Consider the following 15,651-nt stretch of genomic DNA (forward strand, 5'->3'; position numbering starts at 1 on the left):
CCGCATCGCCGGTGTACCGCGGCACGTGCTGCGCACCACGCTGGCGTACAGCCGGCATCAGCGGCTGCGCGTGGCGGGCACGATCGACTGGGTGCCCACCGGCGCGTACGTGGACTATGCCAACACACAGAAGGTGCCGGCATACGTGCTGTTCGGCGTGCAGGCGAGCTACGAACTGGAAGGCCGCGCGCGCGGCGTGACCTTGTTCGTTGACGCCCGCAACCTGTCCAACCGCCGCTATATCAGCGACGTGAGCACGGTCGCGGACCTGCGCACAGCCACCAACACGGCGCTGTACTACCCGGGCAACGGCCGCGCGGTGTACGCGGGCGTCAAGTACAAGTTCTGAGAGATGAACCATGTCCTTTGATGATTCTTGGCTCTAACCTGACCAAACGTTCGCCGCTACACTCCTGAACAGTCGATTCCATCTTGGCTTTATATGTCTTACATCAGCACGGGTGTCGAATATGCACTGCATTGCTTGATACATCTAACGCGATCCCGGGATTTTTCCGTGGAGGATGTGAGCGTACGGGATCTGGCAGAACTTCAAGGGATCCCGAACGAATATCTCGCCAAGATATTTACAAAGCTCGCCAAAGCCGACCTCGTATGCGCCACCGAGGGCATCAAAGGCGGATTCAGGCTCGCGCGAGCCGGGAATCGCATCACGGTCCATGACGTTGTGGTCGCCATCGATGGCGAAAAGCCAATCTTTGACGGGCAGGAGATTCACCGTCGCTGCGCCATCTTTGGCGACAGGGTTCCCGCATGGGCGGCCCGCGGCGCATGCGCGATTCAAGACGTCATGCAATCGACGGAGAAGGGCATGCGTGCGGAAATGAAAAAACACACGGTGACCGATCTCGCGCTTCGCATCAGCGCCAAGGCTTCTCCCACGTACGGACCAGAGGTTGCGCAGTGGCTGTCGGATCGGACATCCAATCGGCAGTGATGACATGCCCTAGTCAAGATCATTGATCTTGCACCTCAACGACCGCCCGGCTGGTCGATAAGCTCCCCCTTCCGCAACATGATCTTGAAGGACGCTCGTAGCATATGGGGAAGCCGACGGTGTGGAAGACGGGTGAATTGAAGCTGGATCACGTCAGTGCTGTGTCACTCGTCGATCAGATCTCGCGGCATATAGAAGGAGCAATTGTCGAAGGCTCTCTGGCTCCCGGTGGCAGAGTTCCCTCTTGCCGCGACCTGGCCGTCCAGCTAGGTGTTGCGCGCGGTACGGTGAAAGCCGCGTATGACCGTCTGGTCGATCGAGATATCCTCATGACAGCGGGGGCCGCCGGCACACGGGTGGTCGACCCGTTGCCGCCGTTCTTTACCGCGCCCGGCAATGAAGCGCGCGAAAGCCTCGTACCGCAACACTTTCCCTATAGCTCGCACCAAGCGCTTCCATTCCAGATGGGCGTCCCCGCACACGATGCGTTTCCCGGCGCGCTGCTGTGCCGGTTGCATCGGCAGGCCGTCCCCGAGGCCTCGACGAAGACCAGTCACACCGACCCCCGGGGATCGTCTCAGCTCCGCGAAGCGCTTGCCTCACACCTTGCCATTGGCCGCGGAATTCAATGCTCGCCCGAACAGATCATGGTGACGGCGGGGTTCCGGGGAGGGCTTGCGCTTGCGCTGCGCGCGATTGGCGGTGCCGGAAAGCAAGCGTGGGTGGAAGACCCCGGATACCCGGCAACCCGGCTTGCGCTGGCGCTGTCAGAGATGGAGCCGATTGCTGTGCCGGTGGATATCGCAGGGCTTGACGTTCAGTGCGCGCAGTTGCTCGCGCCCGATGCATCGCTCGCGATCGTTACCCCGGGCCAACAGGCGCCCAGTGGTGTAGTCATGTCCTTACAAAGACGGGGTGAGTTGCTTCGATGGGCCGCAGAGGCGGGATCCTGGGTTGTCGAAGACGACTACCTTGCCGATCTCAGTCTGTCGCGACGGCCCGTTCAGGCGCTGGCGGCGGGCCGTGGGGCAGACCGCGTGATCCACATCGGCTCGTTAAGTAAAACGATCAGCCCGGCTCTTGGCGTAGGCTTTGTGGTTGCCCCGCTGTCACTTGCCCCCCGGATGGTGGAGATAGCGACGTGGTTGGGGAGTTCCCCGAACGTGGCTATCCAGCTTGCCCTCGCAAGGTTTCTGAACGAAGGCCATTACTTGCGGCACCTGCGTCGGATGCGGAATCTTTACGTGCAGCGAAGACAGTCCCTGTTGCAAGCGCTCAAGCGGTGCGGGGTCACCACAGCTGAGGCAGCCGGTTTAGCTGTTCTGCTGCCTCTTCCCGATCAGGCGGATGATGAGCGCCTTGCCATCGACGCGGAAGCCCTCGGGCTCGGTCCCGTCCCGCTGTCGCCTTGGTTTGTGGACCGCACGACTTCGCGCTCGGGCCTGTTGCTCGGCGTCGCAAACGTGCTGGATAGAACGATCGATGACGATTGCGGAAAGCTTCTTTCATTGATAAAAAAAAGACCTCACCCTGCTTGATATCGGGTGAGGTCGTAAGGTAGCGCACGGAGTGGACGGCTACCATGAAGCCGTTACGGCTGTGACGCGTCCCCCCAGCCACCGCCGAGGCTACGCACGAGCGATACCGTGGCCGATGCACGCAGGCCTGCCACGGTGTTGGCCTCGCGTTCCGATTGCAGTACCGTGCGATCGGCATCAATCACGGTAAGGTAGTCGGTCGCGCCCGCATCGTAGCGACTACGCGAGATGCGTTGCGCGCGCCTGGCGCCGGCAATGGCGCCATCCAGTGCGGTGCTTTGCTGGCTCAGCCAGCGCACGTCGGCCAGGCTGTCCTCGACTTCGCGGAATGCCGTCAATACCGTCTGACGATAGGCGGCGACCGACTCCTCATGCGAGGCGCGCGCCCCCGCCAGATTCGCGCTGTTGCGCCCACCGTCGAATACCGTCTGCGCAATGGTCGAGCCAAGCAGTGGGCCCATTGCCCATGCGCGCGACGAGTACTTGAACAGATCCGCGAAGTTGCTCGATTCAAAGCCAAAGAAGGCGGAAAGTGAAATGCGCGGGAAGAACGCTGCGCGGGCGACACCGATGCGCGCATTGGCGGCGGCCATCTGTCGTTCGGCCTGCGCGATGTCTGGACGGCGTTCGAGCAACTCGGATGGCATCCCGGGCGGCACGGACAGTGGCCTGACGTCGAGCCGCTTCGCACCAAGCGTGAACGCCGACGGAGGCAGGCCGGTCAGCACGGCGAGCGCGTGCTCCTGATTGGCGCGACGACGCTCCGTGGCCGCCAGATCCGCGCGGGCGGTGCCGAGCTCGGCTTCGGCACGCGCGGGATCGAAATCGGTCGTCTCGCCGGCCTGGTAGCGCATTCGCAGGAGCGTCAGGGCATCCTCACGTAACCTGATGGTCGAGTTGAGGATCTCCCGATCGCCGTCAAGCGTGCGCAACTGGAAATACGCCTGTGCCACGTCGGCCTGCAACGCCAGTTGCACCGATTGAAACAGATTCTGCGCGGCCTGGTCATTCGCTCGCGCGGCATTGACGCTACTGGCCACACGTCCGAACAGGTCGAGCTCGTAGCTGGCAATGGCTCGCGCGCGAATAAGCGTCTGAACGGGAGGCATACTGCCGCCGAGATAGGCCACGGAGGCGCTGGAGTACTGCGTACGGGTGGGATCCACTCCGACACTCAACTGCGGATAGAGATCAGACTCGGTCGCGCCGGTGAACGCGCGTGCCTGCCTCACTCGCGCGGCAGCGGCCGCAAGATCCTGGTTGCTCGAGTTGGCGGCCTCGATGAGGCGGCTGAGTTCATCGTCGCCAAAGATTCTCCACCACTCACCGCGGGAGTGGCCATCGGCTGGCGTTGCGGTTTTCCACTCCACGCCTTCCGCCTGCGCTGCTTCGGCTTCCTTGAAGGTCGCCGTGGTGACGGTGTCTGGCACGTTGTACGTCGGTGCCAGTGAGCAGCCCGCCAGCACCATCGCTGTGGCCAGCGTGGCCAAGCGAGGCAATGGATTGGTCGGTTGGGCAATCATGATCATTCTCTCGTGCGATCTGGTTATCATTCGGCCGAAGTGATGGTCTTCGCTTGATGCTGCTTCGCCTCACGACGCTGCCCGCGGGTTGCCAGAAGGCGCAACGCCACATAGAACACCGGTGTCAGGAACAGGCCGAACATCGTCACCCCGAGCATGCCCGCGAAGACCGTGATACCCGTTGCCTGGCGGACTTCACTGCCGGCACCGGCGCTGATCACCAGTGGCACGGACCCGGCAATAAACGCCAGGGAAGTCATCACGATGGGCCGCAGACGCAGGCGACATGCTTCCAGCGCCGACTCCACGATGCCTTTGCCTTGTATTTCCAGCTCACGTGCAAACTCCACGATCAGGATGGCATTCTTGCAGGCCAGCCCCATGAGGACGACCAGACCGATCTGTACGAAGATGTTGTTGTCGCCCCCGGTCATCCAGACGCCCAGCAATGCCGAGCACATGCACATCGGAACAATCAGGATGACTGCCAGCGGCAATGTCCAGCTTTCATACAGCGCCGCGAGCACAAGGAAGGCCAGCAACACCGCCAACGGGAAGACGATCGCCGCGGCGTGGCTTTGCGTCACCTGCTGGTAGCTCAGATCGGTCCATTCGAGTTCGATACCGGGTGGCAGAACGCGTTCGGCAATCTCGGTCAATTTTTCGATCGTTTGCGCGGACGACAGTACGCGAGGATCCGCATCGCCAATCAGATCGGCTGCCGGGAAGCCGTTATAGCGAACCACAGGATCCGGGCCATAGGTCTGCCTGATCGTCGTCATGGCGCTGATCGGCACCATTTGGCCGCTCGCGTTCCGTACGCGCAGATTGCCAATGTCCTCCGCTTTCTGCCGAAACTCGCTGTCCGCTTGCAACATCACGCGATAGACACGGCCGAACATATTGAAGTCGTTGATGTAGATGGAACCGAGATAGGTTTGCAGCGTCTCGAAGACATCCGGCAGCGCCACGCCTTGGGCCCGCGCCTTATCCCGATCGACCTTGACCTCGAGCTGCGGAATATTCGCCTGATAGGCGCTGACGGGATAAGTCATGCCGGGCGTCTGAGCGACCGCCGCCTGGAACTTGCTGAGCGCATCCTGTAACGCCCCGTAGCCGAGGCCCGCCCGATCCTTCAGATACAACGAATATCCGGACCCATTGCCGAGGCCTTGGATCGGGGGTGGCAATAGCGCGTAGGCAAAGCCTTCCTTGATCGTGGAGAATTTCTCGTTCAGCTCTGCAACGATCTCCGTGGCAGGGCGACTACGCTCGTCAAACGGCTTGAGGATGATGTACGACGCGGAGACGTTCGGCGTGTTGGTTGACTGGAGCGCATTCAGGCCAACATAGGCGGGAATCGTGTCCACGCCATCGACCTTCGAGGCGATCTCCCCCATCCGGCGCGTGATCGCGTCCGTGCGGGACAGCGATGCACCCTCCGGCAGCTTTGCCCCACCGAACAGATACAGCTTGTCCTGGTTCGGAATGAATCCACCGGGCACTTCGTGGAACAGAAAAGTCGTGGCACCGAGCAATGCCGCGTAGACCAGAAACACTGCGCCACGCCGCCCAAGGATTCGGCCAACGCCACGTTCATAGCTGATGGAACTGCGATGGAAGAAGCGATTGAATGGGGCGAAGATCCAGCCGCAGGTCCGCTCCATCAGGCGACCGAGAACATCCTTGGGTGCATCGTGACTGCGCAGGAGCTTGGCAGCGAGTGCTGGGGACAGCGTCAGCGAGTTGATCGCGGAGATCACCGTAGAGATGGCAATCGTTACGGCGAACTGCTTGTAGAACTGGCCAGTGACACCGCTCAGGAATGCCATCGGTACGAAGACCGCGCACAGTACCAGCGCAATGGCGATAATCGGACCGGACACTTCACGCATGGCCCGATGCGCCGCATCGCGCGGACTCAATCCCGTTTCGATGTACCGCTCGACGTTCTCCACGACGACGATCGCATCATCGACGACGATACCGATCGCCAGCACCAGCCCGAACAGAGTCAGGGTATTGATCGAGTATCCCAGCAGATAAAGGAATGCGAACGTACCGATCACGGATACCGGAACCGCGAGCAGGGGAATGATCGATGCGCGCCAGGTCTGAAGGAACAGAATGACCACAAGCACCACGAGGATCACGGCCTCGATGAGGGTGTGCTCCACGGCCTTGATCGAATCCCGCACGAAGACCGTCGGATCCCAGACCGCTCGGTAGGTGACGCCCTCCGGGAAATTCTTCGACAGCTGGTCCAGCTTTTTGTACACGTCGCTGGCGACGCCCAGCGCGTTGGCACCCGGCGAGAGGAAGATCCCGATGTTTGCCGCGTTCTTGTTGTCGTTCAACACACGCATGCTGTAGTCGGCAGCGGCCAGCTCGACACGCCCGACATCAGACAGCCGGACCAATTGCCCGTCCGCGCCGTTCTTGACGACAATGTTGGCGAATTCCGCTTCCGAGGTCAGGCGGCCTCGCACGCTGATGGAGGTCAGGAATTCCGTCGCCTGCGGCGATGGCTCGGAGCCCAATTGACCAGCCGAGACCTGAACGTTCTGTCCTCGCACGGCCTCGATCGCGTCCTTCGCGGTCAGGCCGCGTGTCGCGAGTTTGTTTGGATCGAGCCATATGCGCATCGCATAGTCGCCCGAGCCGAATACGCCCACGTCGCCAATGCCCTGGAGGCGGGACAGTTCATCCTTGACATGCAGGATCAGGTAGTTGCGCAGATAGAGCGAGTCGTAACGATTGTCCGGCGAGTACAGCGCCACGTACATCAATGGCGTGGGGGACTGCTTCTGCGTCGTGACGCCAAACTGGCGCACTTGATCCGGTAGACGGCTGAGGGCCTGACTCACGCGATTCTGTACGCGCACCGCAGCGGTATCCGGATCGATGCCCGGAAGGAACGTCACCACGACCTGCAGGTTGCCGTTCGAAGCCGATACGGACTTCATGTACATGATGCCCTCGACACCATTGATTGCTTCTTCCAGTGGTGTGGCGACCGATTCTGCGATCTCCTTGGGATTCGCTCCAGGGTACGTTGCCTGCACGATCACCGTAGGCGGAACGACTTCCGGATACTCGCCGGAGGGCAGCAGGGGAATGGCGATCAGACCACCCGCGAAAATGATGATCGACAACACAATCGCGAAGATTGGCCTGTCGATAAAGAATTTTGAGAAATCCATTACCAGCTTGCCTTCAGTTTGTTGCGGGCGCCGCGGCGTCATGTTTGGCCAACGTGGCGGCCTGGCGCGTCATGGGTACCTCTGTCGCGGAAACGGGCGCGCCGGAGAAAAACACGCGCTGCAGGCCAGAAACAAGAACTCGATCGTTGGCTTCGAGTCCTGCCTTGACGATGCGCAGCCCCTCCGCCGTGCGTCCCAACTCCACGTCACGCCGCACAGCCTTGTTGTCCTTGCTCAGCACGTACACGTACTTGCGGTCCTGATCGGTAAGTACTGCCCGTTCATCGAGCAGGGTGGCCATGGCGGCTCCGCCTGGCGCGAACCGGACGCGTGCATACAGGCCGGGCGTCAGCGCCTGATCTGGATTGCGCACGACGGCGCGCGCGCGGATGGTGCCGGTCGCAGGATCGAGCTGATTGTCCATAAACTCCACGACGCCCTCGTGCGGAAAGCCGGTCTCGCTGGCCAAGCCAACGTGAGCAACGAAGTTCGCCGAGCCTCGATCGCCAAGTCCCTTGCCGGTTCGATAGCTGAGATAACTGTGCTCATCGGGATCGAAGTAGACGTAGACCGGGTCCTGCGACACCACGGATGTCAACACCGATTGATCTGCCACGACCAGGTTGCCGGACGTCAGGAAGGCTCTGCTTGCACGGCCGTTGATCGGCGAACGCACGGTCGCAAACTCGAGGTTCAGCCGTGCAGTGGCCACTGCGGCTTCGGCCGCGCGGACATCCGCCTCGCTTTGAGCACGATTGGCACGGCGGGACTCCTGTTCTTCGACGGACATTGCGCGGGCTTCCATCAACGTCTGCGCGCGGCGATCCTGCAGCTGTGCGTTCTGCGCCAGCGCACGGGCGCGCTCGAGTTGCGCCGTGGCCGCATCCAGTACCGCGCGAAAAGGGCGCTCGTCGAGCTGGAACAGGACGTCCCCCTTGCGGACCGTACCGCCTTCCTTGAAAGACGTACTCACGATATGACCCGTGACCCGCGCACGAAGCTCGACACTTTCTACCGCGCTGACTCGACCGTTGAACTCATCCCACTGGACGACTTCCTTCATCAGGACCTTGGCGACCTCGACGCTCGGCGGCGCCGCGGCGGTCGTCGCGCTGCCGTTCTCCTTGCACGCGGACAGCGACAGGGCAACCGCCACGAGGGCCGGAGCGATATAGCGTGGATTTTTTAATGCGCCAACGGTTGCGTGGATCTGTTTTACGGTTCTATCGTTCATTTCTTATATTCCTGAGATCGGGCTCGGATCTGATTTGCGTCCTAGGTTGCGTACTAGGCGATGCCATCCACCGTTTGCAACGGCTCGACAAAATGCATGCCGCGTGCAAGGAGGCCTTGCCGGAAGTAGAAACGCTGTGCGTGCGCCATATGAAGGCCGGTGTCGAGCACGAACATGTTGCAACCCCGCGCGATGGCCTGGGCGCGCACCTCGGCGAGCAGAGCGCCGCCTACCTTGGATCCGCGTAGCTGGGCCGTAATAACGAGATCGTCAACGTAGATGAACTTTCCATAGAGGAGGTTCTCCGTGAGGCGATAGCCCGCGAGGCCAACGACCTCACCATCCATGATTGCCGCGAGAAGGCGGTAGGACTGTTCCTGTTGACGTGTGAGCTGTTTGACAAAACCTTGCTCGTCATACAGGTGAGGGCGTAGCTCCCTCATGACCTGGAATCCCTGCTGCAATTCCGCAGGTGTTTCGAGATGCTGGAACGAAATCGAATCGCGCATGATGGGTACCTGAAGGTGAGAAGCCTAAAAGGTACCGAGGAAGATGTCACACGCGTAGAGCCAAGAAATGACGGAATGACTAGACCATAGCTTGACTCAGGGGCATTTCGAAAACCGCTCAGTGCTCATGCAATACCGCATTGAGTTCTTTCACTGCCGCGGCAGCTTCCTGCGGCGTCGCGAAATTGGCGAAGCCCATTAGCAAACCACCTTGCGGCGCCGCGCGCATTCTCCAATGACTCAGGGGCTGGACAGCTAGCCCCCGGGAGGCCGCGGCGCCGGCAATCAGAAGGTCGTTCTGCCGCGTGGTCAGATGCGCCAGAACGTGGATACCTCCAGCCTGTGGCTGAACTTGCAGTCGGTCCCCGCTGATCTGGGTCAATGCGTCGACCAGATGATCTCTGCGTTCCGCGTAAAGGGAGCGCATTTTATGCAGGTGCCTGGAGAAATGTCCTTGCTCCATGAAATCCGCGATCGTCGCCTGAGGAAAGATCGAGCCGGGGCCGGGAAAGATCTCTACGGCATCTCTGAACCTGCCAACTTGACTCGCGGGTACGACCAGATATGCGATGCGTAATCCAGGGAACAACACCTTGCTGAAAGTGCCGGTGTAGAGCACGCGGCCGTCGCGATCGAGGCTCTTCAGCGCGGGCAACGGGCGGCCCATGTAGCGAAATTCGCTGTCATAGTCGTCCTCGATGATCCATCCATTGCTGCGGACCGCCCAATCCAGTAATTCCAGCCTTCGCGGTAATGACAGCGCCATGCCCATGGGGCTTTGATGCGTGGGGGTGACCACAGCGAAGCGTGCGTGCCTGGCCTGTCGGAGGCCCTCGCTGACCTTCAGTCCTTCTTCATCGACCGGCACTGGCATCAGCCGCACGCCAGCATGCTCCAGAAACTGACGCGCCAGCATGTACCCCGGATCCTCATACCAGCCGACGTCACCAGGCTGCAGGAGTGCGCGGCAGACGAGTTCAAGCGCGCCTCGGTAACCCGCGGTGACGAACACCTGCTCATGGGTGCATGTGATGCCGCGGGAAATGCCAAGGTACGTCGCAATGGCCCGTCGCAGCGGCTCATACCCAGCCGGATTGGGATAGGTCATGGCGATCGTCTCCAAGGTACGCAGAGTACGACCCGCCATGCGTGCCCACGTCTTCCTGGGGAACGCATCCAGAGCGGGCAGCCCGAGTTGAAAAGGCAGGGCCTCTCCAACGGAGTTCGCAAGCCGGGACGCATCTGCGTCAGGGCAACTCGCTTTGGCGCTGGGGGACTCGTTCAACTTCACGAGCCGCGGAGAAACCACGGTGCCAGCGGCACCGCGCGCGATGAAATAGCCTTCGCTGACCAGCATCTGGTACGCCATCTCCACGGTGCCGCACGCGAGGCTCAACTCACTCGCCAGGCTGCGCACGGACGGCACTCGATCGCCTGGCTGGAGCTTACCTCCTTCGATGGCCTCTCTGTAGCGTTGATATAGCTGGAGGTAGATCGGCGCACCTTGGCCTCGGTGCAGATTCAGGTCGTGCAGGTCCATGAGTAATGTCCCACTGATTCATTCAATTCTTGCACCTGTCCTGTGAGTCATGACTCCGCCAAGATCAGGTCCAGTGCGAAAGCGAAAAACTCACGGTCCAACCTTCTTCGGAGATCTTTCATGAGTACACCTAAACGTCTGCCCTACAGTACCCTCTCGCCCGAAGCCTATCGGGGCTTCGGCGCCACGAAGGCGGCGCTGGAGAAAAGCACCCTCGGCAAGCAGTTGCTCGAGCTGGTCTGGCTGCGCATGTCGCAGATCAACGGTTGCGCCTTCTGTCTGGAGCTGCATGCAAAGGCGCTTCGAACAGGTGGCATGCCGGATGCCAAGCTCGATAGCCTCGCCGGATGGCGTGTATCGGAGCATTTCACCGAACGCGAACGCACTGCGCTGGCGTGGACGGACGCGTTGACGCGTGTCGACCAGACCAATGCGCCCGACGAAGATTTCAATCCCCTCGCGCAACACTTCAGCGACGTCGAGATCTCGGATCTCACGTTCGGCATCGCATTGATGAGCGCGTTCAATCGTCTGGCAGTGGGGATGCGTCAATAGGCCGCGCCCTGGTGGGGGCTCATTCAATCGCTCTCACGTGTTGTTGCGCGAGAGCGAACCCCGACCATGCGTGCATCTTCACGGGCCGTCTGGCGCTCGGCGAACCAGATCTGCGCTTGATTCATAAAGCCCGAGGGCATGCCTTTGCCGAGGACCCCTGCGGAGAGCGAGGCGAGGGTTGTTTTTGCCAACTCCTCTCGCAACACTTTCTCGGCGTTCAGCATCACAGCGTGAATGCCACAGACCCCTCGGTTCGCCCACTTAGGGGGCGAGGTGCCAAAGAGCGCGCATCGGCCCCTGACCTCCTGACAATCGAACAATGCCTTTGGACCTTCAACCGCATCCACGACATCGAGGACGCTGATGTCCTCGGCGGGCCGGGCAAGACGGTATCCACCGCGAATCCCGCCGCTTGCCTCGACGATTCCGGCCTTCTCGAGCTTCGGGAAGATCTTCGCTACGAATGATGGCGGTACGCCTTGCATGTCCGCCAGGTCCCGACTGCTTGGCCGCTGCTCCAACGGGGCAACGAGCCAGAGAAGGCAATGCAGGGCGTACTCAACGCCGGTGCCGATGTAGGCCATAACACGAACAGTTCCATAACGTCATAACACGGACTCTATAAGGGTGCGTTACAGATTGCAAGCGGCGTTTCTGGCAGGGGGGCACCCCCGAGATCGCCGAACAACACGACAAAGGAGTTGCCATGAAAATTCTGCATATCGACTGCAGCCCAAGAGAGAACTCACAAAGCAGGAAGCTATCCGCCGAGATCGTGGCGCGGTTGCTGAAAGATCACCCCAATGCATCCGTCACCCACTGCGACTTGGGGAGGAATCCGCTGCCGCACGCGGAGGCCGACTATGCGGAGACCTTATCCGCGCCACGCGCCCTGACACCAGAGCTCGCGAGTGCCGCCACGACGCTGTCCGAGCGGCTTATCAGAGAGGTCGAAGCGGCAGACACGCTCGTCATCGGCACCCCGATGAACAACTTCACGGTGCCTTCGGTCCTGAAGGCGTGGATCGATCAGATCCTGCGTGTAGGGCGGACGATCGGGATCGTCCCAAGCGGCGAGAAGGTGGGTCTGCTCGAGGATAAGCCCGTCTATATCGGCATCGCATCCGGTGGTGTGTTTACAGGAGAGTGTGCGAAGCAACCGGATTTCCTGACGCCATACCTGCGTGCGGCACTCGGTTGCATAGGGTTGAAGTCACTACAGTTTTTCCCATTGCAAGCGACTGCATTTCTGGATAGCGAAAAGTTGGAAGCGGATCGCGGTGTCTTGGTCGCATCGATCGACACAACGATCTTTCCTTTCAAAGAGCGAGCATGATCAGGCGGCGTGTTGACATCGTAGGCGGGGGCCTCGCGGGTCTACTCGCGGCGATCGAGCTAGCCAGACAGAACGTGGAAGTCGCGGTCTGGGAAGCCGCGGGCGAGTTCGGTGGGCGAGCCAGGACGAGGAACGTCGACGGATTCCTGTTCAATCGGGGCCCGCATGCGTTGTACTGCCAGGGCGCATTGAAGCGCGAGCTCGACCGCCTGGGAATCCGCTATTCCGGCGGACGTTCGCTAACTGGTCCTCGAAAGGCCATGGCGGGCGGAAAACTTCATGATCTACCGACTGCATTCGGCTCGATCATGAAGACCTCACTTCTCGGTATTCGAGAGAAGTTCGACTACGCGTTGGTAGTCAAATCGGTTATGGATGGCGCCGTGGGCGTCGGCTCCTTTGCCGATTGGCTGGACGCGGGTCGGTTGACGCCAATGGTTCGCGCCACGGTAGAAGCGGTGGCGCGACTATCTAGCTATGTCAACGCACCGGACACGGTATCCGCCAACGCGCTGCTGGACCAGATCCGTCTGGCATCTGGTGGAACCATGTATCTCGATGGGGGGTGGATAACGCTGGTGAACGGGCTAGTCGAGACCGCGCGAGACATGGGGGTCACCCTCCGGGAGAGGGCGGCGGTCAAGGAGGTCGGCTACGCTGATGAACGCCTGGAGATCGCCTTCGGTGACGGCGAGAGGCGGTTCACCGATGCGGTGATTCTGGCGGTGGGTCCACGAGAGGCAGCGATGCTGGTCCCGGAAATCTTGGCATTGCAGGATGAGGCGAGGGAAGCGTGCGCGGCGCGTGCGAACACGCTCGATCTTGGATTAAGCCGGATGCCGCAAGGCGCCAGCGATTTTGCCCTTGGTATCGACACGCCGTACTACCTTTCTGTGCATTCCGGTTCGGCAAAACTGGCGCCGCAAGGTGGGGCGCTCGTTCACATCGCCAGGTACCTGAAAATCGATGAAGAACCATCGGCCAACGCGGTTGAAGAGCTGGAAGCCGTCGCCGATCTCGTCATGCCGGGTTGGCGCGAACTGGAGGTGACGCGACAGAAACTGCGCGGCATGGTGGTGTCAAATGCGTTGCCGCGATTCGACCGCCCTCGTGCGGACGTCAAGGTACCGGGTGCCGCTGGCCTGTTCGTCGCGGGAGATTGGGTGGGTAGCGAGGGCATGATCGCCGACGCCGCGGCCGCTAGCGCCATCAAAGCAGCGCAAGAAGCCGCACGGTGGCTCTTTCGATAGGTCACGGTGTTTATATCGTGGAATGGTCGTTCCGTATAGCCACCTGCAATTCTTGGACTAATCCAATTTCTATATCTTGGCTCTAAACACGTCGCTAATCGCACTGTAGGATAAATGCGTAGACCGGGACAAGTACGCGTGGATAGGTATGCGCTTTATCGCAGCGCGCGGAAGCAAAAAATACCCGCAATTTCGACGTAACAGGGACATTATAGAATGGTAGCCATTTCAAATATAGGGGTAGGCTCTGGCCTCGATCTGAAGGATCTTCTGGAAAAGATTGAAGCGAACGAAGCGGCGGCGTTAAAACCAATCGCTGCCGAGCTAGAGAAAACCAACAGCAAATTCTCCGCTTTCGGGATCATCCAGAATCTCCTCGACGCCTTTCAGGCCACGGCGCAAAACCTGGCCAATCCGAAGACGCTCCAGACGGTGAAGGCATCCATCGCGAACAGCTCGGTCTTGAGCGCTGTTGCCGGGCCGGATGCCGTGCGTGGAAGTTATGCGATCAACGTTACGAAGCTGGCCGCAGCACAATCGCTCGTGTCGAAGCAGGTTGCCGATCAAAAGGCGACGATCAGCGGCGGAACGATCACCATCGATTTTGGTGCGGACCTGGCGACGGGCGGCACTCCCACCAGCACCAAGACCATCTCGCTCGGCAGCGATAGCTCGCTGCAGGGGATCCGTGATGCCATCAACAAGGCGGACGTTGGCGTCACGGCGAGCATCGTCAACGATGGCAGCAACACGCCGTATCGCCTTGTTCTGACATCGTCGGCGACGGGTACCAAGTCCCAGATGCGTATCAGTGCCAGCGATGCGAATGTTGCAGGTGTCGTGGGTTTCGATCCTTCGCTGACAACGCAGCCGAGCGGGATGGAAGAGAAGGTCAGGGCATCCGATGCGATGCTCGACATCAACGGAACCGCGATCACAAGTCAGAGCAACGTGCTGACCGATGCGATCCAGGGCGTCACACTGACCTTATCGCAATTGGGTACCACATCCATGTCGGTGACCCAGGATGATGCCGCAATAGAGAGTGCGGTGCAGTCGTTCGTATCCGCCTACAACGCACTCCTGACAAAAGCATCCGAGCTGACCGCCTTCAGTACCGAAGGTGTAAAGCTGGGTGACAAATCTTCCTCGCAGCCTTTGAATGGCGACAGCACCATGCGGGACATCCAGACGAGCCTTCGCAAGATGCTGTCTGGTCTGTTTCCAGACGGGAAAAACGGCAATGTGTCGCTGACCGACTTCGGTATCACGTTCAACATGAACAATTCGGGTTCCGGGCAGAATTTTGGAAAACTGAGTATCGACGATAAGAAGCTGGATGCAGCCATCAGTGGCAATGGAATCAAGGGAATGTCCGCGTTGTTCAGCGGCGTTACGGAAGGTGGCGGACTTGGAAATGCGATATCAAGTTATGTCAAACGCATCGAGGACACAAACGGCTCGCTGAAGGTTGCTCAGGATGGTCTCACCAGGAAAATCAAGGACCTGAACGATAGCGGGGAGGCGATGCAGCAGCGTATCGACGACACGATCCAGCGATATCAAACTCAGTTCACGAATCTGGACCTGATCGTTGCCCGCATGAAGCAAACGACGAGCTATCTCCAGCAGCAGTTTGCCGCCATGAATAATGGCAAATCGTAATATGTCGAACGTCGTTATGAGTTTCGAAAAATTGGAGCGCATTCTGAAACGAATGTTGCACGCCACTCGATCGCAGCAGTGGGACGCGCTCGAGCCGCTGCGACATCGCTACGCGCAAGAAGAAGCGCAACTCAAATTGCATGCCAATGAGCCGCCGGCTGACGACGCTGAGCGCGTGCAGCGCTCGGAGTTGCTAGCGCGTATTTTCGAACTGGATTCGCAAGTTCAGGGACTGGCGACACAGCGCCTTGCGATTCTTGACACAGCGCTAAGGAGTGCGGGCGTAGCTCTGCCTAAGTCGTGATATGCGATGCCAGTTGATAAGTCACCCTTATCAACG

14 protein-coding genes are annotated in these 15,651 nt (G+C 60.1%); 8 read left to right on the forward strand and 6 right to left on the reverse strand.

The features are described from left to right. The 3 genes from LDO41_RS04300 to pdxR (LDO41_RS04310) all read left to right on the forward strand — a co-directional run. The coding region (locus LDO41_RS04300) for a TonB-dependent receptor domain-containing protein (RefSeq protein ID WP_223982418.1) at nt 1–349 on the forward strand (349 nt) is incomplete at its 5' end. Nucleotides 350–442: 93 nt separating this feature from the next. Next, complete coding sequence (locus LDO41_RS04305) at nt 443–958, forward strand: RrF2 family transcriptional regulator (RefSeq protein WP_223982420.1); 516 nt, start codon at nt 443–445, stop codon at nt 956–958. 104 nt (nt 959–1,062) lie between these two features. Further along, entirely contained in the window at nt 1,063–2,496 is a 1,434-nt protein-coding gene (gene pdxR, locus LDO41_RS04310; protein ID WP_223982423.1) for a MocR-like pyridoxine biosynthesis transcription factor PdxR, read from the forward strand. 53 nt (nt 2,497–2,549) lie between these two features. Here pdxR (LDO41_RS04310) and LDO41_RS04315 read toward each other — a convergent pair whose 3' ends face one another. From LDO41_RS04315 to pdxR (LDO41_RS04335), 5 genes are all read right to left on the reverse strand, one after another. Next, nucleotides 2,550–4,019 carry an efflux transporter outer membrane subunit gene (locus LDO41_RS04315; protein ID WP_223982425.1) on the reverse strand — a complete coding sequence of 490 codons (1,470 nt, stop codon included), beginning with the start codon at nt 4,017–4,019 and terminating at the stop codon, nt 2,550–2,552. A 26-nt stretch (nt 4,020–4,045) separates the two neighbouring features. Beyond that, on the reverse strand, nt 4,046–7,222 hold the full coding sequence (locus tag LDO41_RS04320; protein WP_223982427.1) for an efflux RND transporter permease subunit: 3,177 nt from the start codon (nt 7,220–7,222) through the stop codon (nt 4,046–4,048). 13 nt (nt 7,223–7,235) lie between these two features. Then, entirely contained in the window at nt 7,236–8,456 is a 1,221-nt protein-coding gene (locus LDO41_RS04325; protein WP_223982430.1) for an efflux RND transporter periplasmic adaptor subunit, read from the reverse strand. Between the two features lie 53 nt (nt 8,457–8,509). Continuing rightward, nucleotides 8,510–8,965 carry a GNAT family N-acetyltransferase gene (locus tag LDO41_RS04330; RefSeq protein ID WP_223982433.1) on the reverse strand — a complete coding sequence of 152 codons (456 nt, stop codon included), beginning with the start codon at nt 8,963–8,965 and terminating at the stop codon, nt 8,510–8,512. Between the two features lie 118 nt (nt 8,966–9,083). After that, nucleotides 9,084–10,505 carry a MocR-like pyridoxine biosynthesis transcription factor PdxR gene (gene pdxR, locus LDO41_RS04335; protein ID WP_223982436.1) on the reverse strand — a complete coding sequence of 474 codons (1,422 nt, stop codon included), beginning with the start codon at nt 10,503–10,505 and terminating at the stop codon, nt 9,084–9,086. A 120-nt stretch (nt 10,506–10,625) separates the two neighbouring features. Here pdxR (LDO41_RS04335) and LDO41_RS04340 point away from each other — a divergent pair, with 120 nt between their 5' ends. Next, nucleotides 10,626–11,060 (forward strand): carboxymuconolactone decarboxylase family protein, encoded by a 435-nt coding sequence (locus tag LDO41_RS04340; protein ID WP_223982439.1) that lies wholly within the window; start codon nt 10,626–10,628, stop codon nt 11,058–11,060. Between the two features lie 23 nt (nt 11,061–11,083). On the opposite strand, the gene LDO41_RS04345 is transcribed toward LDO41_RS04340, so the two are convergent. Next, entirely contained in the window at nt 11,084–11,644 is a 561-nt protein-coding gene (locus LDO41_RS04345) for an RrF2 family transcriptional regulator (protein WP_223982443.1), read from the reverse strand. Between the two features lie 122 nt (nt 11,645–11,766). Here LDO41_RS04345 and LDO41_RS04350 point away from each other — a divergent pair, with 122 nt between their 5' ends. The 4 genes from LDO41_RS04350 (at nt 11,767) to LDO41_RS04365 (ending at nt 15,615) form a co-directional block, all read left to right on the forward strand. Then, a complete protein-coding gene (locus LDO41_RS04350) occupies nt 11,767–12,396 on the forward strand; it encodes an FMN-dependent NADH-azoreductase (RefSeq protein WP_223982446.1) in 630 nt (209 codons plus the stop codon). Next, nucleotides 12,393–13,646: an FAD-dependent oxidoreductase gene (locus tag LDO41_RS04355; RefSeq protein WP_223982449.1), complete on the forward strand. Its 1,254-nt coding sequence runs from the start codon at nt 12,393–12,395 to the stop codon at nt 13,644–13,646. The genes LDO41_RS04350 and LDO41_RS04355 overlap by 4 nt, the downstream gene beginning before the upstream one ends. A 216-nt stretch (nt 13,647–13,862) precedes the next feature. After that, entirely contained in the window at nt 13,863–15,311 is a 1,449-nt protein-coding gene (fliD, locus tag LDO41_RS04360; RefSeq protein WP_223982452.1) for a flagellar filament capping protein FliD, read from the forward strand. 1 nt (nt 15,312) lies between these two features. Then, entirely contained in the window at nt 15,313–15,615 is a 303-nt protein-coding gene (locus LDO41_RS04365) for a flagellar protein FliT (protein ID WP_223982455.1), read from the forward strand. The last annotated feature ends 36 nt before the right edge of the window (nt 15,616–15,651 follow it).

This window comes from Cupriavidus pampae (genome assembly GCF_914271485.1).
Lineage (GTDB): Bacteria > Pseudomonadota > Gammaproteobacteria > Burkholderiales > Burkholderiaceae > Cupriavidus > Cupriavidus pampae.

Coding starts and splice junctions, on each gene's coding strand:
- LDO41_RS04305 (WP_223982420.1), top strand. CDS start 443: ATGTCTTACATCAGCACGGGTGTCGAATATGCACTGCATTGCTTGATA.
- pdxR (WP_223982423.1), top strand. CDS start 1,063: ATGGGGAAGCCGACGGTGTGGAAGACGGGTGAATTGAAGCTGGATCAC.
- LDO41_RS04315 (WP_223982425.1), bottom strand. CDS start 4,019: ATGATTGCCCAACCGACCAATCCATTGCCTCGCTTGGCCACGCTGGCC.
- LDO41_RS04320 (WP_223982427.1), bottom strand. CDS start 7,222: ATGGATTTCTCAAAATTCTTTATCGACAGGCCAATCTTCGCGATTGTG.
- LDO41_RS04325 (WP_223982430.1), bottom strand. CDS start 8,456: ATGAACGATAGAACCGTAAAACAGATCCACGCAACCGTTGGCGCATTA.
- LDO41_RS04330 (WP_223982433.1), bottom strand. CDS start 8,965: ATGCGCGATTCGATTTCGTTCCAGCATCTCGAAACACCTGCGGAATTG.
- pdxR (WP_223982436.1), bottom strand. CDS start 10,505: ATGGACCTGCACGACCTGAATCTGCACCGAGGCCAAGGTGCGCCGATC.
- LDO41_RS04340 (WP_223982439.1), top strand. CDS start 10,626: ATGAGTACACCTAAACGTCTGCCCTACAGTACCCTCTCGCCCGAAGCC.
- LDO41_RS04345 (WP_223982443.1), bottom strand. CDS start 11,644: ATGGCCTACATCGGCACCGGCGTTGAGTACGCCCTGCATTGCCTTCTC.
- LDO41_RS04350 (WP_223982446.1), top strand. CDS start 11,767: ATGAAAATTCTGCATATCGACTGCAGCCCAAGAGAGAACTCACAAAGC.
- LDO41_RS04355 (WP_223982449.1), top strand. CDS start 12,393: ATGATCAGGCGGCGTGTTGACATCGTAGGCGGGGGCCTCGCGGGTCTA.
- fliD (WP_223982452.1), top strand. CDS start 13,863: ATGGTAGCCATTTCAAATATAGGGGTAGGCTCTGGCCTCGATCTGAAG.
- LDO41_RS04365 (WP_223982455.1), top strand. CDS start 15,313: ATGTCGAACGTCGTTATGAGTTTCGAAAAATTGGAGCGCATTCTGAAA.